Source organism: Acinetobacter sp. BEC1-S18-ESBL-01, from assembly GCF_014169935.1.
Taxonomy (GTDB): Bacteria; Pseudomonadota; Gammaproteobacteria; order Pseudomonadales; family Moraxellaceae; genus Acinetobacter; species Acinetobacter pittii.
In genome coordinates, this window is the sequence record NZ_AP022302.1 from 2,759,677 (window position 1) to 2,779,483 (window position 19,807).

Annotated in this window: 20 protein-coding genes; 8 read left to right on the top strand and 12 right to left on the bottom strand. The window is 38.7% G+C overall.

Features of this window, described 5'->3' with window-relative positions:
- Nucleotides 1-224 precede the first annotated feature (224 nt).
- Both mrdA and rsmD read left to right on the top strand, forming a co-directional pair.
- Complete coding sequence (mrdA, locus tag H7R46_RS13050; protein WP_002117576.1) at nucleotides 225-2,243, top strand: penicillin-binding protein 2; 2,019 nt, start codon at nucleotides 225-227, stop codon at nucleotides 2,241-2,243.
- The gene (gene rsmD / locus H7R46_RS13055) at nucleotides 2,243-2,794 is read left to right on the top strand and encodes a 16S rRNA (guanine(966)-N(2))-methyltransferase RsmD (RefSeq protein ID WP_005070570.1); all 552 of its coding nucleotides are present in this window, start codon (nucleotides 2,243-2,245) and stop codon (nucleotides 2,792-2,794) included. Before mrdA ends, rsmD begins: the two co-directional genes overlap by 1 nt.
- A gap of 42 nt (nucleotides 2,795-2,836) precedes the next feature.
- On the opposite strand, the gene H7R46_RS13060 is transcribed toward rsmD, so the two are convergent.
- The 9 genes from H7R46_RS13060 to H7R46_RS13100 all read right to left on the bottom strand — a co-directional run bounded on the left by H7R46_RS13060 (nucleotide 2,837) and on the right by H7R46_RS13100 (nucleotide 9,032).
- The gene (locus H7R46_RS13060; RefSeq protein ID WP_005070572.1) at nucleotides 2,837-3,406 is read right to left on the bottom strand and encodes a HupE/UreJ family protein; all 570 of its coding nucleotides are present in this window, start codon (nucleotides 3,404-3,406) and stop codon (nucleotides 2,837-2,839) included.
- A 9-nt stretch (nucleotides 3,407-3,415) separates the two neighbouring features.
- Nucleotides 3,416-4,030, bottom strand: coding sequence for an urease accessory protein UreG (ureG, locus tag H7R46_RS13065; RefSeq protein ID WP_002117800.1), 615 nt, complete (start codon nucleotides 4,028-4,030; stop codon nucleotides 3,416-3,418).
- A 24-nt stretch (nucleotides 4,031-4,054) separates the two neighbouring features.
- Entirely contained in the window at nucleotides 4,055-4,720 is a 666-nt protein-coding gene (locus H7R46_RS13070; protein WP_005070574.1) for an urease accessory protein UreF, read from the bottom strand.
- Nucleotides 4,707-5,189, bottom strand: coding sequence for an urease accessory protein UreE (gene ureE, locus H7R46_RS13075; protein ID WP_005070577.1), 483 nt, complete (start codon nucleotides 5,187-5,189; stop codon nucleotides 4,707-4,709). The genes H7R46_RS13070 and ureE overlap by 14 nt, the downstream gene beginning before the upstream one ends.
- A gap of 70 nt (nucleotides 5,190-5,259) precedes the next feature.
- The gene (gene ureC, locus H7R46_RS13080; protein ID WP_005070581.1) at nucleotides 5,260-6,960 is read right to left on the bottom strand and encodes an urease subunit alpha; all 1,701 of its coding nucleotides are present in this window, start codon (nucleotides 6,958-6,960) and stop codon (nucleotides 5,260-5,262) included.
- A 12-nt stretch (nucleotides 6,961-6,972) separates the two neighbouring features.
- Nucleotides 6,973-7,431, bottom strand: a complete 459-nt coding sequence (locus tag H7R46_RS13085; RefSeq protein ID WP_182924261.1) for a GNAT family N-acetyltransferase — start codon at nucleotides 7,429-7,431, stop codon at nucleotides 6,973-6,975.
- Entirely contained in the window at nucleotides 7,421-7,741 is a 321-nt protein-coding gene (locus H7R46_RS13090; RefSeq protein WP_005070586.1) for an urease subunit beta, read from the bottom strand. The genes H7R46_RS13085 and H7R46_RS13090 overlap by 11 nt, the downstream gene beginning before the upstream one ends.
- Nucleotides 7,742-7,752: 11 nt before the next feature.
- Nucleotides 7,753-8,055, bottom strand: coding sequence for an urease subunit gamma (gene ureA / locus H7R46_RS13095; RefSeq protein WP_005070589.1), 303 nt, complete (start codon nucleotides 8,053-8,055; stop codon nucleotides 7,753-7,755).
- A gap of 101 nt (nucleotides 8,056-8,156) precedes the next feature.
- Complete coding sequence (locus H7R46_RS13100; RefSeq protein ID WP_025469851.1) at nucleotides 8,157-9,032, bottom strand: urease accessory protein UreD; 876 nt, start codon at nucleotides 9,030-9,032, stop codon at nucleotides 8,157-8,159.
- A 201-nt stretch (nucleotides 9,033-9,233) separates the two neighbouring features.
- On the opposite strand from H7R46_RS13100, the gene H7R46_RS13105 reads away from it, so the two are divergent.
- On the top strand, nucleotides 9,234-9,557 hold the full coding sequence (locus H7R46_RS13105) for a hypothetical protein (protein WP_005070594.1): 324 nt from the start codon (nucleotides 9,234-9,236) through the stop codon (nucleotides 9,555-9,557).
- Between the two features lie 186 nt (nucleotides 9,558-9,743).
- Nucleotides 9,744-10,214, top strand: coding sequence for a copper resistance protein NlpE (locus H7R46_RS13110; RefSeq protein WP_005070596.1), 471 nt, complete (start codon nucleotides 9,744-9,746; stop codon nucleotides 10,212-10,214).
- Nucleotides 10,215-10,270: 56 nt separating this feature from the next.
- On the opposite strand, the gene H7R46_RS13115 is transcribed toward H7R46_RS13110, so the two are convergent.
- Nucleotides 10,271-11,875, bottom strand: a complete 1,605-nt coding sequence (locus H7R46_RS13115) for an isocitrate lyase (protein ID WP_002117581.1) — start codon at nucleotides 11,873-11,875, stop codon at nucleotides 10,271-10,273.
- A 587-nt stretch (nucleotides 11,876-12,462) separates the two neighbouring features.
- Between H7R46_RS13115 and H7R46_RS13120 the strand changes: the two genes are divergently transcribed.
- The 3 genes from H7R46_RS13120 (at nucleotide 12,463) to H7R46_RS13130 (ending at nucleotide 16,809) form a co-directional block, all read left to right on the top strand.
- On the top strand, nucleotides 12,463-13,452 hold the full coding sequence (locus H7R46_RS13120; protein WP_004703082.1) for a LysR family transcriptional regulator: 990 nt from the start codon (nucleotides 12,463-12,465) through the stop codon (nucleotides 13,450-13,452).
- Between the two features lie 123 nt (nucleotides 13,453-13,575).
- The gene (locus H7R46_RS13125) at nucleotides 13,576-14,901 is read left to right on the top strand and encodes a hemolysin family protein (protein ID WP_002117726.1); all 1,326 of its coding nucleotides are present in this window, start codon (nucleotides 13,576-13,578) and stop codon (nucleotides 14,899-14,901) included.
- Between the two features lie 570 nt (nucleotides 14,902-15,471).
- Nucleotides 15,472-16,809: a CitMHS family transporter gene (locus H7R46_RS13130; protein WP_002117607.1), complete on the top strand. Its 1,338-nt coding sequence runs from the start codon at nucleotides 15,472-15,474 to the stop codon at nucleotides 16,807-16,809.
- A 44-nt stretch (nucleotides 16,810-16,853) separates the two neighbouring features.
- Here the strand turns inward: H7R46_RS13130 and H7R46_RS13135 are convergent, their stop codons facing one another.
- A complete protein-coding gene (locus H7R46_RS13135; RefSeq protein WP_002117749.1) occupies nucleotides 16,854-17,366 on the bottom strand; it encodes a hypothetical protein in 513 nt (170 codons plus the stop codon).
- 213 nt (nucleotides 17,367-17,579) lie between these two features.
- Here H7R46_RS13135 and H7R46_RS13140 point away from each other — a divergent pair, with 213 nt between their 5' ends.
- Nucleotides 17,580-18,137, top strand: a complete 558-nt coding sequence (locus H7R46_RS13140) for a DUF2239 family protein (RefSeq protein WP_005070602.1) — start codon at nucleotides 17,580-17,582, stop codon at nucleotides 18,135-18,137.
- Between the two features lie 52 nt (nucleotides 18,138-18,189).
- Here the strand turns inward: H7R46_RS13140 and cysN are convergent, their stop codons facing one another.
- Nucleotides 18,190-19,803: a sulfate adenylyltransferase subunit CysN gene (cysN, locus tag H7R46_RS13145; RefSeq protein WP_005070603.1), complete on the bottom strand. Its 1,614-nt coding sequence runs from the start codon at nucleotides 19,801-19,803 to the stop codon at nucleotides 18,190-18,192.
- Between the last annotated feature and the right edge of the window lie 4 nt (nucleotides 19,804-19,807).

Sequence of the window (19,807 nt, forward strand, 5' to 3'; positions counted from 1 at the left end):
TTTTCCCTAATCGTATGGTGAGAACAACCCTATTCTATTGAATGAGAGACTTTAACAGAATTATTTTGCTTCTTATATACAAGTATCTACAATTTTGTTGTCTGCAAAGTCAAAAAGTATCTTATTAAAATGCAATGAAACTTTGAAAATTATGCAATATTTTAAGTGCTCTTGCGTTAGAATAAGCAGCTATTTTTCTACCCTATGTCATTAAGTCGATCCTTATGAAACAGCACTTTCCTTTAAAAGATATCCAGCAAGAAAAGCGCATTTATCGAGGTCGTATCTTTTTTGCCGTAGGGATCGTGACCATCTGCTTATTAGTTTTAATTAGCCGATACGCTTATCTACAAATTTTTCACTACGACGAATTCTCGACTGCATCTGACAAAAACCGAATTCGCTTGCAACCACTTCCACCTGCTCGTGGTTATATCTATGACAGAAACGGTGTATTACTAGCAGATAACTATCCTGTTTTTACAGCAACTTTAAGTAAAACAGATGTAGAAGATGTTGATAGTGTCATCGAGCAATTACAGCCTATTTTAGATTTAACGCAAGAAGATATTGACCGTTTTAAAAGCCGTATAAAAACTGCCCGTAAAACTGAACGCGTCGCGATTAAACTTAATCTAACTGAAGCCAATATTGCTAAATTTAGTGAAGCCAAATATAAGTTTCCGGGTGTAAGAATCGAGACACAAATGACTCGCTATTATCCACACGGTGAGTTATTTGCTCATGTGATTGGCTATGTCGGGCGTATCAACGATAAAGAATTAAAAAGTATTGATAAAGACTTATATGCTGGGACCAACCTAATTGGAAAAATTGGCGTTGAGAAAAGCTATGAAGACCTATTGCACGGAACACCCGGTTATGAATCTGTTGAAGCAGATGCACATAGTAATGTATTGCGTCATTTAGGTCGTAAAGACCCTACTCGCGGTAATGACCTCTATTTATCTTTAGATTACGGTTTACAAGTTGTCGCTTCTCAGCAGCTCGCAGGTCGTCGTGGAGCTATTGTCGCTATTGATCCTCGTACAGGTGAAATTCTAGCTTTAGTGTCTAGTCCAAGTTTTAACCCTAATTTGTTTGTGACTGGAATTAGTCATACTGACTACAGCTCACTACGCGATAATTTAGACCAACCTCTTTATAACCGTGCTGTGCAGGGTGTATATCCACCTGGTTCTACCATTAAACCAATGGAAGCAATGGGTGGCCTACACTACAGTATTGTAGACTGGTCAACAGCAATTTCTGATCCTGGTTATTTCCATCTACCTGGTGATTCACATAAGTTCCGTGACTGGAAGAAATCTGGTCATGGCATCGTGAATATGCATAAAGCGATTGTGCAATCCTGTGATACCTATTTTTATATTCTTGCCCATCAAATGGGTATTGATCAAATGAACCAATGGATGCGCCAATTTGGATTTGGTCAAAAAACAGGTGTCGATTTACCAAGTGAAAGTGAAGGCCTTTATCCAAGTCCCGAATGGAAAATGCGTACGCGTAAAGCGAAATGGATGAAGGGTGAAACTATTTCTGTCAGTATTGGTCAAGGCGCGTTTACAGCCACTCCATTACAGCTTGCGATGGCAACAGCAATTACGGCAAATCATGGTTCTCATGTAACGCCTCATGTTTTACGCGCAACGCATGGTGCAAAACCATTTACAGTACGTAATGCACCTGATGGCAAAATCAAATTCAACGGCACGGATGAAGACTGGATTCAAATGCGTGATGCCATGATTGATGTAATTCAATCAGGTACTGGCCGCGGTATTCGTACTCCCCTCTACCAAATTGCAGGGAAAACAGGTACAGCACAGGTTAAGAGTATTGCACAGGGTAAACGCTATAACGAAGCAGCCTTGAGTGAACGTCAACTTGACCATGGTTTATTCGTTGGATTTGCCCCTGCTGAAAAACCTGAAATTGCGATTGCAGTCATTTGGGAAAATGGTCGTCATGGTGGTTCAGCTGCTCAACTTGCAAGACCTGTCTTTGATTACTGGCTATTAACTCGTAAGAAAAACCCGATTCGTCCAGCAAATCACCAAGTCAATGGCGGGCTAATGACAGCAGGAATTAAACCAGGTGAACTTCCAAGCGGCGGTGAAAGTTCTGGTCCTGCATCGGCTACAGCCACCACCAACAAACCAGCAGCATCAACACCGCAAGCTGCTCCTGCTCGTCCTGCTACCAATGAGGCCGATGAATAATGAAAAATCAATTACGTATAATTGGCGGCGAATGGAAAAGACGAGTACTGCCTTTCGCTAGCATTGATGGCTTACGCCCAACCCCAGATAGAGTACGCGAAACTTTATTTAACTGGCTCATGTGGGATATTCAAAACGCTAAAGTTCTCGACATCTGTACAGGCTCTGGTGCATTAGGTTTTGAGGCTCTGTCACGTGGTGCTGCATCTGTTTATATGATTGAGCCTGACAAAACTCAGGCACGATTTTTAAAAGATAATATTGAACTATTAAAAGCCCAAAACTGTCATCTAATTAATGCAACGGCTCAACAAGCTCTACCCCGTTTAAAAGAACAGTTCGATGTGGTTTTTTTAGATCCACCTTATAGTCTTGATTTATGGCAAGAACTCTCGAACTTGGCCGAGCCTCATATTAAAAAAAATGGATATATTTATGTTGAAGCTGACCGAGATTTATCTCAGCTTCATCTTCCAGCCACATGGCAACAAGTTAAAACCACTAAAGCTGGTACAGTTCACGCGGGGCTTTACCAGAAAGTAAACGAATAAAAAAGGTAGCTCAAAGCTACCTTTTTCTTTGCAAAGTTTTAGTTAGCTTAAGCCAATCACTGCAACAACTGCTGCACAGGCGCCAACAATTTTTTTGCCATAAGGTACATATCGGGTAAGCACAACACCCAACACTAATCCACCCGAATAGATGAGCGCCATACCAGCAACCATACCAGTTACTAATGCAACAATATGCCCCGCATGTGCTAACTCAACACCATGAGCCATGCCATGGAAACTTGCAAGTAATGCCGCGGCAATTGGTAAAACTTTATTGGATTTTGTCCATAGGGCAATTGCTGTAATAACTAAAGAAGCAACAATGCCGTATTCAGCCATATTAACTGGTACCAAACCTTGAGCACCTACTAAAAAGCCTATAATTAAGGTAATACTTAAGGCAATAACTCCAGCAATTTTCCACTGTTTAGCAGCTGACCACAGTAAGACACCGAAACCCAAGGCCATGACTAAATGGTCTAACCCAGTAAAGGGATGAATAAAGCCCGCCATAAAACCAGAATGTGCATGGTCATGTCCCGGATGAGCCATTGCAAGTGCTGGCAATAATGAAAGGAGCACTACACTCCATTTTTTCATGAAGTCCATAATCTCTCCTTAAGCCTTAAACAGCCCTTGCTTCTCAATAAATTGAATAATTTCTTCAAGCCCATCTTGTGTTTTCATATTTGAAAATAAAAATGGCTTTTCACCGCGCATACGTTTTGCATCTTGGTCCATGACATCAAGGTTTGCACCAACCATTGGCGCAAGGTCAGTTTTATTAATAATGAGTAAATCTGACTTGGTAATACCTGGCCCACCTTTACGAGGAATTTTTTCACCACCAGCTACATCGATCACATATAAAGTTAAATCAGAAAGCTCTGGGCTAAATGTTGCAGCTAAATTATCACCACCACTTTCAATGATAATGAGTTCTAAACCTTCGAATTTTTCACACAAATCATCAATTGCAGCCAAGTTAATTGAAGCATCTTCACGAATTGCCGTATGCGGGCAACCACCTGTTTCAACACCCACAATACGATCTGGCGACATCGCTTCATTACGGGTTAAAAAGTTTGAATCTTCTTTGGTGTAAATATCATTTGTCACCACAGCCATATTGTATTTATTACGCAAGGCTAAACATAAATTAAGTGTAAGTGCTGTTTTACCCGAACCCACTGGTCCGCCAATTCCAACTCGTAATGGACTACGTTCTGTCATGATTTTTATCCTTTTTTCCTAAACTTAAGATCTGAATAACCGTGAATATTGTGTTTCGTGTTTCATGCTCAGCATGGCATAACGAGGTAAAGCGCTGCTCAATTGTTCATCACTAAGCTTCAAAGCTTTCTCTACCGCTTGTGGGACTAAACCATGCAAATGCCATAAAATTCTTTGCCCAGCCATTTGTCCTAAAGGAACTGTTTTTACTGCGGCTAAAACCTGATTTTCTAAAACAGTGAAGGTATAAGCCGTAAGTACATCCATGTCGTTGAGTTCCAGTCGGCCACACAGCTGTGCATAGACCGGCACGAAACCAAACTGCTTTTTAACCTCAACTGCTTTTCTTAAAACATCTTTAATCCATGCATTTAAAGAAAATGCCAGCTGTTGAGATTCTGCCAAAAGTTCTTTACTTTCTCGGCTGGCCTTATACAAATTTGCCCAAACCAAGAACTCTTCTGAGTCATCATGATGCTGCATAAGACGCTTTAGTACGGGCAACTCAAACCTCACCAACAACATCTCAAGCACTTCTTCAAAGTAAGCAATTGCCGAGGTTTCATCATGTATTAGGCCAATATCAATTGCTGTTTCTACACCTTGCGAATAACAATACGCTCCAACTGGCAATGCCGTAGAAGACAATGTCAGTAATTGCAGTAATTGCGCGGCACTATGAATGGACATGGCGCAAAGCTTTAATCGGGCTTAAACGATGATCATGACTATGCTGCGCATAAGCACCACTTTCAGGTTCAAACGGATGATCAGTTTCTGAAACTGTAAGCCCTAAACCTTCCACCATTTCTGCAAGCACATGATCAGGCTCAAAATACAAAGCTGTAGGGGTCAACATTAATGGTACATGTCTATTACCTAAGTGATAGGCAGCTTTAAGCAAATCAAAATCGGTTTGAGCAGTGACTTGCATTAATCGCTCAGGTTTGGCATCAACACGTAATACATCGCCCTCTTGCGTTGCAATATATGAACCACTACGCAAAATGCCAGTACGCGGTAAATCCGCACCAATATCGATGCCACTCGCTAAAGCCGCTCGAAAGCGGGATTTTTGGCGGGTATCAAAAGTCAGTTCAACCGTTTCAAATGCCTGATCAGGAGAAATATCTTCAAGTCGTTGGGTATAGATTTTCATTTAGCTTTTCTCTCCTTATTTATTTCTTTCATATCTAGAGTAATGAGGCAAATCATCTCTATAAAATTCATCAAAATAAGAAATAACGCTGAGCCATGGGTAATACGTCTGCAGGTTCACACGTTAATAATTCACCATCAGCCCGCACCTCGTAAGTTTCAGGATGAACATGCATGACTGGACAATATGTGTTGTGCTTCATATCAGCTTTAGTAATTGCACGCGTGTTTTTACATGGGCTAATTAACTTTTTAAGATTTAGTTTCTCAGCAACTTTTTCATCAATTGCCACTTGAGATAAAAAGGTAATACAGGTGTTATGTACACCACGCGGATAAGCCCCAAACATTGGGCGATAATGCACGGGTTGAGGTGTCGGAATTGAAGCATTAATGTCACCCATTGGTGCCGCTGCAATCATGCCACCTTTAATAATCATGGAAGGTTTTACACCAAAAAATGCAGGCTTCCATAGCACTAAATCAGCAAGTTTTCCGACCTCAACCGAACCAATTTCATGGCTTAGACCATGGGTAATGGCTGGGTTAATCGTATATTTGGCAATATAGCGTTTAACGCGATTATTATCATGAAACTCATTGTCACCCTCTAAAGGGCCACGTTGAATTTTCATTTTATGAGCAGTTTGCCAAGTACGTAAAATCACTTCACCCACACGACCCATCGCCTGAGAGTCAGAGGACATCATGGCAATTGCCCCTAAGTCTTGCAGAATATCTTCAGCGGCAATGGTTTCACGCCGAATACGACTTTCAGCAAAAGCGATATCTTCAGCAATTGCCGGATCTAAATGATGGCAAACCATGAGCATATCTAAATGCTCATCAATAGTATTAATCGTATAAGGACGTGTTGGGTTGGTCGAAGATGGCAACACATTACTTTGCCCAATTGCCTTTAAAATGTCAGGTGCATGCCCACCACCCGCACCTTCGGTATGGTACGTATGAATTGTACGATCTTTAAATGCAGCTAGAGTCTCTTCTAAAAACCCACCTTCATTTAAAGTATCTGTATGAATTGCAACCTGCACATCAAACTCATCTGCCACACTCAAGCAGTTATCAATGGCTGCTGGTGTTGAACCCCAATCTTCATGCAGCTTTAAACCAATTACCCCAGCTTTAATTTGCTCTCGAATTGGGGCTGGCAAACTCAAATTACCTTTGCCTAACAGTCCAATGTTCATAGGTAAATCATCAATGGCTTGCAACATGGTCGCAATATGCCAAGGCCCTGGAGTCACTGTCGTTGCCGAAGTACCTGCCGCAGGTCCCGTACCACCACCCACCATTGTTGTTGTCCCCGACATTAGTGCCGTTTCAACTTGCTGTGGGCAAATCCAGTGAATGTGAGTATCAATACCACCTGCCGTTAAAATTTGGCCTTCACCCGCAATCACTTCTGTTGCAGCACCTAAAGGAATAGTAATGTCAGGTTGAATATCAGGATTTCCAGCTTTCCCTATTTTCCAAATTCGACCATTTTTTAAGCCAACATCAGCCTTTACAATCCCCCACCAATCTACAATCAAGGCATTAGTAATGACAGTGTCGGCAACTTCATCAGCTAAAAGTTGAGATTGCCCCATTCCATCACGAATAACTTTGCCACCGCCAAACTTAACTTCTTCACCATAAGTCGTTAGATCTTGCTCAACCTCAATAAAAAGCTCTGTATCAGCCAAGCGAATACGATCACCAACCGTTGGACCAAACATTTCAGCATATGCACGACGTGACATTTTCATATGATTAGTTCCTTATTTTTCTGATGGCAAAGCATAATATTTTGTCATCGGGATAAACCGGATTCCCCATTTTTCAGCAGCATCACCACTTACAATAAAACCAAATTTTTCATAGACATCTTGAGCATAAAAACTTGAATTTACCGTAATTTTCTCAACGTCTATATTTTCATTTTTAATTTTTTCTTCTATGAAATCCCAAAGCTGTCGCCCTAGACCTAGTTTCAAATGCATTTTTTTAATAAAAAAATGCATTAAATGTGAGGGTTCCATATAAGCGACTATACCCACGATCTGTTGATCAATCTCTCCAACAAAATAATGAATATCTTCTCGATCAAAAATTGTTTGTATGACTTCTGGTTTAAAGCGTGAGCGCCCTTCTTCATTTGCAATCACTTGATCTACATATAGAGCGATTATGGCAACGATAGTATCTGTGTCATCTTTCATTGCTTTTCTAATCAACATTTTCATCCAAACGCCCCATGACTCGACCAGCAAAACCATATACTTCTCGCTTACCCGCTAAAGCAACAAGCTCCACTTCCCGACTTTGTCCCGGTTCAAAACGTATTGCCGTGCCTGCTGCAATATTTAACCGAAAGCCTTTCGCTGTTTCACGGTCAAACTGTAGTGCATCATTTGCTTCATAAAAATGAAAATGTGAACCCACCTGAATAGGCCGATCGCCAATATTAGCAACTACAACTTTTAAAGTTTGTCGTCCAACATTCAGCTCAATGTCTGTATCTGGAGTAATGATTTGACCAGGGATCATAAACGCTCCTTTTATATGATTGGCTGATGAACAGTGACTAACTTCGAGCCATCAGGAAAAGTTGCTTCGACCTGAACCTCAGCAATCATTTCTGGCACACCATCCATCACATCTTCGCGCTTTAATAAAGTTGTTCCGTAATGCATCAAGTCACTCACCGTCATACCATCCCTCGCCCCTTCAAGCAAAGCAGCAGAAATAAAAGCGATAGCTTCCGGATAATTTAGCTTTAAGCCACGAGCTTTACGGCGCTCAGCGACCAGCCCTGCGGTAAAAATAAGTAATTTATCTTTTTCTGTTGGATTGAGTTCCATATCTCTTTCCTAAATAGCATCTAACTTTCTTTAAGCAAAATACGTGCTCAAAAGCAGCATACTTGTTTTAATCGTTTTTTAAATACGCAATTTAACGTAACTTAGGTTCTCCAAATTCTCGGAAATTCTTCATCTAATTCAAACCAATAACGTCTTAATCTTGCTCTTATTGCCGCAAATGCATCATGGCAATGTCGGACATCATTTCCCAAGAAACGCGCACAAACTACATCATCTAATAATGTTAAAGTTACAGGTGCTTGCATACGCATCATCAATTCGCGAATGAGTTCGAGCTGTTGTTCTAAATAAAATGATGACCGATATTTCTCAGGTGCTACGGCCCAAAAACTTCCCATTACTGCTTGATTATTCATACCTAAACACGAACTAAGCCAACGGTCTTCACCCTCAAAAAACAATGTATCTGCAACCAATAATTTTTGTTCTCGCCACAACTTAAACTGGTTGTGATAACTTCCCTGCACAAAACGTTCAGCGCGTGCCTGCCGCCCGAGTACCAACATATCCCAGCCAATAAAACTGGCAGCAAGATCAAGATGAATATGAGTTTCTGAGTGTGCTAGAGCTCCATCAAACAGCATCGTTTCTTGTGGAACCCACTCCAAAATAGACCGATCTCGGACATGAAGATGAATATGCTGAAAGGCCTGCTTCCCATTGGTTTTATACCACTTTCCCGCACCAGGAGTCGTTACAACCGCATGAGCTTGATCTTTGGTTTCAATTTGAAAAGTAAGATGATCTCCTCCTGCGATTCCTGCTGGAGGATGTACAATAATCGCATGACATACGCGTGTTTTTTCAGGCCAGAGCATTTTTTGCACCCTTACAGGGCCATGGTGCTTTCTATGACTCATTATGGTGCGCGAATTTTCAAAACAAAATCCGAGCTCTAATCGCGCATACCAAAATGGTGCTAAAGAGTTTTTTGAAAACGTTTGTACCTGATTCATTCTGGTTCATATGTTCAAAATAAGTGCTTAAAGTTATAAGCAAAATACGCACCAAATATAAAAATAAGCAAAATGATAAAATTAGATACAATTTTTTGATTTTAATGAGTTAAAAAACAATCAATGTCTAACATAAAACCACAGTAACTCATGGAATTATTTATACAATAGCGCCCACCGTTGCTTCCATACTTGCTCTCCATGAAACTTTTTTTCGTGTTAACGCCACTTGTCTTTTTAACTGGGTGTATTTTTGGCCAATCTAGTGAGGTCAAACGTGCAGAAAAAATTCTCCATAATTTTGAATGTAAAAATGTTGAGACAAGTCAGATTGCAACAAGCTCAATCAATTCTTACTACCAGCAGTCTTTAGCGGTAAGCAAAGAAAAGGCGACTTCATATGTAGAAAGTTACAAGAATGGTGAAGAGTTATTCGACATGCCGCTCGATGAAGTTTTAAAGCAACAATATCAACTTTATAAATCAGCTTGTGATTCTTTAGGTGGGGTTTCTTCTCAACCTTAATATATAAAGGTATTCACTTAATTTTTTAGTGGATACTTTTTTTAATTTTATATCTTTCTTTTTGATTAAATTTCACTCACTTTACCTTTTGTTAAAATTAAATTACATACTTAAACTTTTATTAGGCTCTTATATTTCATAGCCTGTTTACTTGTTTTTTATTTATTTTCCGAGGTTTAGATCATCATGAAAAAAACATTATTATCAGTAGCACTCTTAAGTATCCTTCTTGCCGCTTGTAGCAAAAATGAAAATAAAGCCGAGACGACAACTCAAGCATCTGCTCCAGCGCAAACCACTGAAGCAAATAATAATGCTGTAGATACCGCACACACAGCTGAAAACTCACTCGATTGGGACGGCACATATAAAGGCACTCTCCCATGTGCGGACTGTGAAGGTATTAAAACTGAATTAGAACTTAAAGATGATAAAACCTACGAGCTGACCGAAACTTATCTTGGTAAAGGTGATACAAACCCATTTGAAACCCATGGTACCTTTACTTTCGACAAAGATAATACTTCAGTCATTACCTTAGATGATAAAGGCCAAAACCGTAAATTCTTTATTGGTGAAAATACTGCAACTGCTTTAGATATGGAAGGTAAAAAAGTTGAAGGCTCTTTAGCCGAACACTATGTTTTGAAAAAATAATTTTTAATAATTAAAAAAACCCGCTCATTTGAGCGGGTTTTTTTATGAATCAATTCTTAGTGAGCTGCGAATTGGTTCATTGTGTTTTTAGCATCGTCATGTGCTTTAAGAGCATTGTCACCAGAGAAGATTTCTTTGTGATCATCACCGATGTCAGAACCCGCCATTGCTTGGTGTTTAACACAAGCGATACCACCGCGGATTTCTTTACGTTGTACGCCAGCAACATAAGCCAACATACCTTCAGAACCGAAGTAACCTTGTGCAAGCTCATGAGTAGAAAGAGCAGCAGTGTGGTAAGTCGGAAGTGTGATCAAGTGATGGAATACACCCGCTTCACGAGAAGCATCTGCTTGGAAAGTACGGATCTTGTCATCAGCATCAGCAGCTAATTCAGTGTTGTCATATTCAGCACTCATTAATTTAGCGCGGTCATATGCAGAAACGTCTTTACCTTCAGCAACCCAACGGTCGTAAGCTTGTTGACGGAAGTTTAAAGTCCAGTTGAATGATGGACTGTTGTTATAAACAAGCTTAGCATTTGGAACAACTTCTTTAACACGGTTAACCATGTGTGCGATTTCTTCTACGTTTGGAGTCGCAGTTTCGATCCAAAGAAGGTCAGCACCATTTTGTAAGCTAGACACACAGTCAAGTACAACACGGTCAATTTGAGTGTCAGCACGGAACTGATATAAGCCAGAAGGTAAACGCTTAGGACGGTGTAATTTACCATCACGCTTGATTAAGATTTCATCTTCTTGAGCATCAGCAATGTCAATTTCTTGAGTATCTAAGTAGCTGATGTATTGAGAAGCGATGTCACCTGGCTCTTTAACCACTGGGATTTTTTGAGTCAAGTCAGCGCCTTCAGAGTCAGTACGCGCAACAATGATACCTTCTTCAAGACCCATTTCTAAGAATGCATAACGTAATGCATGGATCTTAGCGATGAAGTCTTCGTGTGGAACAGTTACTTTACCAGCTTGGTGACCACATTGTTTAGCATCAGAAACTTGGTTTTCGATTTGAAGCGCACAAGCACCAGCTTCGATCATTTTCTTAGCAAGTAGGTAAGTTGCTTCTTCGTTACCGAAACCAGCATCGATGTCCGCAATAATTGGGACAACGTGTGTTTCAAAGTTGTCGATTTGAGCTGTGATTTCAGCTGCTTTAGCAGTATCACCAGCTTCTTGTGCTTTTTTAAGCGCACGGAATAAATCGTTTAATTCTTTTGCGTCAGCTTGACGTAAGAAAGTATAGATTTCTTCGATCAATGCAGGAACAGAAGTTTTCTCGTGCATAGATTGGTCAGGAAGTGGACCAAATTCAGAGCGAAGAGCAGCAACCATCCAACCAGAAAGGTAGATATAACGTTTGCTTGTAGTACCGAAATATTTTTTGTTCGCAATCATTTTTTGTTGTGCGATGAAACCATGCCAGCAACCTAATGATTGAGTGTATTTGCTTGAGTCAGCATCGTATTCAGCCATATCACGACGCATAATCGCAGCTGTATACTTAGCAATATCTAAACCAGTTTTGAAACGGTTTTGAAGTTGCATACGAGCAGCATCTTCTGGGCTAATGTCTGCCCAAGTATTGCCGAATTTTGCTTTTAATTGACGTACTGCATCAATCGCTGTTTGATATGTAGTCATGATATTGTCCTGTATTCATTTTAGGATTTCATCGATTGAAGCCTAGAGTCACGTTACTTAAATTTCTTATGACACCAGCTGCTTCCTCATGAACACAGCTTAGACTTAGCCAATCAATTAATCCAATATCCTTTGTTAATCTTCAGTATTTATTTAAAAAATATACCAATAAATCGATATTATAGATAAAACCAAAAAACTTAACACTTTGTTTATAAAAATAAAATTATCCTAAAGGAGTATAGAGTTTTATTCTAAAAACTCCCTAAGTCTTATTTTTATACAATTTTTGGAGATTTTCCACTCATTTTTAAATCTAAAAGTCAATTGTAAATTAGGCTATTTTTGCCAATGCAAAAAGTCAATTCATATGCTAGAAATTGAGAAGTTATTCATAAATATATTCTATTTAGATTTCTTTCATTCAAAACTGAGCAAAGACAGTAAAATCGTGCCTTTGAAACGCCTTTCCACCATACTTAATTCCTACAAAAAATGTCGCTTTTCTCATCATTTTTTCACACAATGATTATTAAATATGGCATAATTTGAAACAATTTCAGGGTTTTATTTTCGGTATTTTTTTTATGAATCTGGAGCGAGTAGATCTTAATCTATTAATATATCTTGATGTACTTCTTCGTGAAAAAAATGTTACGCGCGCAGCCGAACAGCTTGGAGTAACTCAGCCTGCAATGAGTAATATTTTACGTCGCTTACGTAATTTATTTAATGATCCGCTTCTTATCCGTTCCTCCGAAGGGATGACCCCGACAGAACGTGCACTTGAATTACAACCTCGTATTCGAGATGCCCTTTCTGATCTCTCCATGATTTTGGAACCCCGTACCGAATTCCGCCCTTATACAAGTAATCGCGTTTTCCGCATTATGACATCTGACTATGCCGAGGCAACTTTAGTCCCTCGTCTTGTCAAAGCTCTACGCTCTGAAGCTCCAAATGTTGTACTCGACTTTCTTACACCAAGTGATGTGTCTTATAGAGACATGGAACAAGGTAAAGTTGATCTTGCGATTAATAGATTTAATGAAATACCGCAAAGTTTCCACCAAGTGTTAGTTTGGCGTGATAGTTTCAGCTGTATTCTTAATGACAAACACCCTGCTGTAACCCATTTGAATCTCAAAAGTTATCTAGATGCGCAACATATCTGGGTTTCTAAAACGGGTATGGGCGTAGGTTTTGGTGTAAATCCAGACAAACAAGGCGGTTTAGGCTGGATCGATCAGGCATTAGAACGTATTGGTCAACGTCGTAAAATTTCTGTATTTACTCGTCACTACCAAATGCCAGCATTACTTGCTCAAAATGTTGACCTGATTGCCACCCTTCCAACTCGAATGGCACGCTTACAAACTCAAAATCCAAAACTGGTTATAAAGGATCCTCCTTTTTATATTCCAGAATTTGAACTTAAAATGGCTTGGTGCCCGTTATTACATCATCATCCAGCTCATCGCTGGTTGCGCCAACTTATTTTATTTGTTGCTCGTCAAATGATTGAAGAAGAAAATCGTGAATTTCTAACCAACAATTCACAATTTTCTCACTATTAAATAAATTTTAATTTAATTGTCGATTTTAGACATTATCTTCAAGCGCTGAGCAATCAATCTGATTACCTCAGCGCTTTTTTGTGTTAAAACATAGTCATAATAATGATGAACCTCGGGTGATTTGTGAGTCTCTTTCAAAATATCATTATCATCGTACTGCTCATCATCGCAGCAGGCTTTTTATCTTTAACTGAAATTGCATTGGCTGGCGCCAGAAAAGTAAAGTTAAAAATTTTAGCCGAAGCTGGCGAAGAACGTGCCCAACAAGTACTTGATCTACAAGAACAATCTGCCGATTTTTTTGCAGCTTCTCAAATTGGCCTAAATGCAGTTGCAATTTTAGGCGGTATTTTGGGTGAAGCTGCTTTTCGTCCTTTTTTTGTCACTTTAGTTGACCGCTTTTATGAAGGTCCATGGACACAAACTATCGGTTTTGCCCTTTCCTTCACTTTAGTAACTTCTCTATTTATTTTATTTGCCGATCTTATGCCAAAGCGCTTGGCAATGATTGCACCTGAAAAAATTGCAATTAGCGTTATTAACCCGATTCAAGTTTTTATTAAGGTGTGTAAACCCTTAGCTTGGGGAATTAATGCTATTGCGAATCTGTTATTTCGCTTATTTAAAGTCAATACAACACGCGAAGATAACATTACTTTTGATGATATCTCAGCGGTCATGGATGCAGGTGCTCAAGCTGGCGTACTTCAAAAACAAGAACACCACTTTATTGAGAATGTTTTTGAACTAGAAGAACGTACCGTACCTTCAAGCATGACGACACGCGAGAACGTCGTTTATTTCACCTTAAACGAACATGAAGATAGTATTCGTCAAAAATTAGCAGAATATCCTTACTCAAAATTTTTAGTGTGTAATGAAAATATTGATCAGGTTATTGGTTATGTTGATGCTAAAGATTTCTTAGTACGCATTTTAAATAATCAATCACCAACTCAATTAAATGAGTCTACCATTCGTACTGTACTCATGATTCCCGACACTCTCACACTCTCTGAACTACTTGACCGTTTTCGTTCTACAAAAGAAAAATTTGCTGTCGTTATCAATGAATATGCACTCGTTGTCGGAGTGATTACATTAAGCGATATTATGATTACAGTTATGGGTGATTGGGTTACTCCTATTGAAGAAGAACAGCAAATCATTAAACGTGATAATAACTCATGGTTAATTGATGGCAGCACACCAATTGATGACCTAAGACATGCTCTTGAAATTGATGAAATGCCTGATGAAGAAAACTATGAGACGCTTGCAGGTTTCATGATGTACCGTTTACGCAAAATTCCACGTCCAGCAGATTTTGTGGAATTTGGTGGATATAAATTTGAAGTTGTCGATGTCGACCATTTTAAAATTGACCAACTTCTTGTAACTCGAATTTTAGAACAAACCGAAACACACTCATCAATTGATGAAAACTAATCGTTATTAATTTAAATGCCCCACAATTTAGCTGGGGTATTTTTTTTAAAACTAAATAACTTTTTTAAATATATGTAATAATTATTTTAGATTCATTTATTCAATTTGCTCTTTTAATCTAAAAGTATTATTATTTTATTTAACAACTCTATTAAAGCTTAAATACTGAAAATTAATAAAATAATCTATATCTCTTAACTGCCTATAAAGTGATCAAGCCCCATTTAAATTGCAAACAAACTTATGTAGCTTAGCTCAAAGTAAGCTCCTAAATGCTTCTTCTTCTCATTTCACTCATCAAAATATATATAATTAAAAAAAATGCCATATAATTTTTATTTTTATAATACCTTTATATTATTTTATAATAGCATTCATTTATTATAAAACCATTATAACCTTAATATATATGTTCAGTATTTCATCTAAATATACCCATCCAAACGAATATATATTAACCAAATAAACTAAATATATTATTTGTCTTTTTAATAAAAATTAATAAGAATAACCAAGGTCAGAGTTTTGAATAAACTTGTTCAGTAAAACTATAGGCAAAGGATTGATTGTATGCTGACATTACTTGGTGTTGGCATGATTTTGTGCTTCATGTACTTAATCATGTCCAAACGTTTAAGCCCTATTATTGCTTTAATTCTCATCCCGTTTATTTTTTCTCTCATTGCTTGGGGCCTAGGTCATTACTTTGAAAGTTTAAGTCACATTGAACTTAAAGGTCTCAGTGAGATGATGCTGGATGGCATCAAAAAATTAGCGCCAACTGGCGTAATGCTTTTATTCGCAATTTTGTATTTTGCCTTAATGATCGATGCAGGTCTTTTCGATCCACCGGTTAAATGGATTTTGAAAAAAGTTAAAGGCGATCCTTTAAAAATTACTCTAGGAACTGTCTTTTTAACCACTCTCGTTTCTTTAGATGGTGATGGCTCAACCACTTATATGATCTGTGTGGCTGCAATGTTGCCACTTTATCAACGTCTAGGAATGAACACACTCATCATGACTGCGCTTATGCTGTTATGTAGTGGTGTAATGAACCTAACGCCATGGGGTGGCCCTACTGCTCGTGCTGCAAGTGCGTTACAAGTTGATCCAAGCCATATTTTCGTACCAATGATCCTTCCAATGATCATTAGTATTGGCTGGTTATTCTTCTTGGCATATTTATATGGTCGTTATGAGCAAAAACGTTTAGGCGTGATTGAGCTTGAAAGTCATCATGGTGACAATATTACCGTGTCAAAAGACCCTGAAGCGACACGTCCACATTTACGCAAAGTAAATATGGTACTTACTATTATTCTCATGATTGCATTAATCAAAGGCATTTTGCCAATGTCAGTGCTATTCATGCTAGCGTTCTGTATTGCAATGCTGATTAACTATCCTGATGTTGATATGCAGAAAAAGCGTATCGCAATGCATGCAGATAGTATTTTAGCTGTTGTAGGTTTAATTTTCGCTGCAGGTATTTTCACAGGGATTTTATCTGGTACAGGTATGGTTGAGGCGATGTCTAAAGAATTCGTCGCAATGATTCCTCCAAGCATGGGCCCATATCTTGCACCGATTACCGCTTTAGTCAGTATGCCTTTAACATTCTTTATGTCAAATGATGCATTCTTCTATGGTGTTTTACCAATTCTTGCTGAAGCGGCTTCACATTACGGTATTAGCCCAGAAGCTATTGCTCGTGCATCAATTGTAGGCCAGCCAGTACACTTGCTATCACCTCTTGTTCCTTCAACTTACTTGTTATGCGGTCTTGCTAAAGTTGACTTTGCAGATCATCAAAAGTTCACATTTAAGTGGGCATTTATAACATGTATGGTTTTGATGGGCACTGCATTAGTGATTGGCGTTTTCCCGCTCTTTAGTACACTTTAATTATTCCCCTATAAATAAAAAGCCCCAAACGGGGCTTTTTATTTTTATTTATTTATATACTCAATCATGGCGTCTAAGAACGCATGAAAGTGCAAGCTAATATCTTCTTCTAAAATTTTATAGGCATTATCAAATTGCACCATTGGCCAACCTTCTTTCCAAAATGGAAAGATGTCATGTAAGTCATGAGTAACTATTGCGTCTTCTCGAACAATTGCTTGTGAAATTTGTGCCAAAACTTGCGCTGTTTCTGCACCATCAATAGCTAAATAATCAATACCACGCGCTTTCAAAATACGAATTCGATCTTTTTTATAGCGAATTTTTTTAGCTTGAGCTGCATTTAAACCTAGTGCAAGAGTAACTGCCTCTACAAACTTTTCTTCAAAATTTGTATTTAGTGCCACTAAAGCCTGTTTATGTGCTTCCTGACGTCCCGCTTTCCCCCCGTTACGGATGATCTCATTTGCTTCCGTATCTAGCTTATCTTTTTTCATTGACTGTAAAATGTCTAAAATTTCGATATCGCTTAAAGATTCAGGAGATTGCTCAAACATAGGAGTCTCTATACATACAACTAAAGGCGTATTCTCTCATAAAAGCGATACTAAAGCAGAGTAAAATTTTAAATAGCCCATTATCTTGACTATTTTTATAGTCCTAACTTCATAGACTACACTCATAAAATCAAATAATTCTTTGGTTATAATTTTAATTATTTGCCAAAACAATTTTACCCTGATAATATTATTTTACCCAGATAAAAATATATGGCTAAAATGAATACTAAAATCACCTATACTGCCTTCACTGGAAGTACGCTTATTGCGAGTGGCTCCCTTATTGAACTTGCAAAAAAACTAAAAACTCTGCCTAAAACAACGGAAAATATTCTGATTTTTAATGATCAAACAGGTCAACAAATTGATCTTGATCTTTCTGGTTCGGAACAGGAAATTCAACAACGTTATGCTGAACCGGAAGAAATTAAAAAAGTTGGGCGACCTAAACTCGGAGTAATTTCTCGTGAAATCACTTTACAGAAAAAACATTGGGATTGGTTAGATCAACAAAGTGCGAGTGCATCAGCAGTAATTCGTAAGTTAATTGATAAAGAGTTAAATAACCCAAATTCTGAAGGTAATATTATGCTCGCTAAACAAGCCATCGACCGTTTTATGTCTGCCATGTTGGGCAATATGCCAAATTACGAAGAAGCAACACGTGCCTTATATCAAGGCGATCAAGATATATTTTTAAAAATGATTCAGAGCTATCCTAAAGATTTAAGAGAATATTTAACTTTAAAAACTCAAAGTATTTTCTAAACCCAATAAAAAAACCCGCTTACGCGGGTTTTTTCAAAATCAATTCAGTCTATTAAAGACGAACTAATTCCACAACTTTTTCAGCTGCCTCTTCAACGGTTTCAGCAGTAACTTCTGTATCTGTACCATCCACAGCCGTAGTAATAACTACAACACCTGTCTCACGCAATAAAGTAATTTGCTCAGCAGTTAAGTTGGCTTTTGCAATCGCAACTACACCTTGCTGAATCAGCAAGCTTTCTAAAACTTGAGCTTTCTCGATTAACTGTGCAGAAATCCCAATCACTGCTGGCTTTTGGCCCAAACGTGCAGCACGATCTTCAGCTGTTACAGGATTGCTATGTGCAGTCCATTCAACAGCAGCCTCAACCATACCTGCACCAACAGTTACGTTGCTTAAGCGGTCAATGAAGATGAATGAACCTGTATAACGAGAATCTTGATATTGATCAAACACAACTGGCGCGTCGAACTCAACTACAACATCTGCAATTGCATTTAACTCAAGCTCTTCCACATGAGTATGTTCAAGTGTATTCACATTCACACGGTAATGGATATTAGTGACTTTAGCAGGAACAGTCTGGGTACCAATCTTAACGTTGTATAACTTACCTTTCACGAGCGGATGTTCATTCATCCACACCACTGAAGCACGAACACTACGTGAAATTAACGGCTGCTCGCCAGCACGTACCAAAACGTTACCACGGCTAATATCAATTTCATCATTCAGGGTCAATGTAACCGCTTGACCTGCTACAGCCTGCTCAAGGTTTCCATCAAAAGTAACGATTTCTTTAACTGTTGAACGCTTACCTGATGGCAGTGCAACAATCTCATCACCAACATTGATTTCACCTAAAGCAACGGTACCCGCAAAACCACGAAAATCAAGGTTTGGACGATTTACATACTGAACAGGGAAACGGAATTCGTGTTTATTCGATTCACGACTAATTTCCACCGACTCAAGAATGCTCATTAAGGTTTGACCCTTGTACCACGGCGTATGAGCTGACGGATTCACAACATTATCGCCATTTAAGGCAGAGATTGGTACAAACTGAATATTGGCTGGACGACGATCACCTAATTGGCTTACGAAAGCATCATATTCAATCTGAATTTCAGTGAAACGTTCAGGTGAATATTCAACCAAGTCCATCTTATTGATTGCAACAACGATATTTTTAATACCAAGCAAACTTGCAATAAACGTATGGCGACGAGTTTGAGTTTGTACACCATAACGCGCATCAATCAAGATGATTGCCAAGTCCGCAGTTGACGCACCTGTTGCCATGTTGCGTGTATACTGCTCATGCCCTGGGGTATCTGCAATAATAAATTTACGCTTTTCTGTTGAGAAATAACGGTAAGCTACGTCAATGGTAATACCTTGTTCACGTTCCGCTTGCAAACCATCTACCAGTAATGCCAAGTCTGGTGCATCACCCGTAGTTCCTACTTTTTTACTGTCACGCGTTACTGCTTGCAATTGATCTTCATAAATCAATTTTGAATCGTAAAGTAAACGTCCAATAAGCGTACTTTTACCATCATCTACGTTACCGCAAGTCAAAAAGCGTAGAAGGTCTTTTTGTTCATGTTGCTTTAAATAGGCCAAGATATCTTGACTGATTAATTCTGATTGATGAGACATTGCT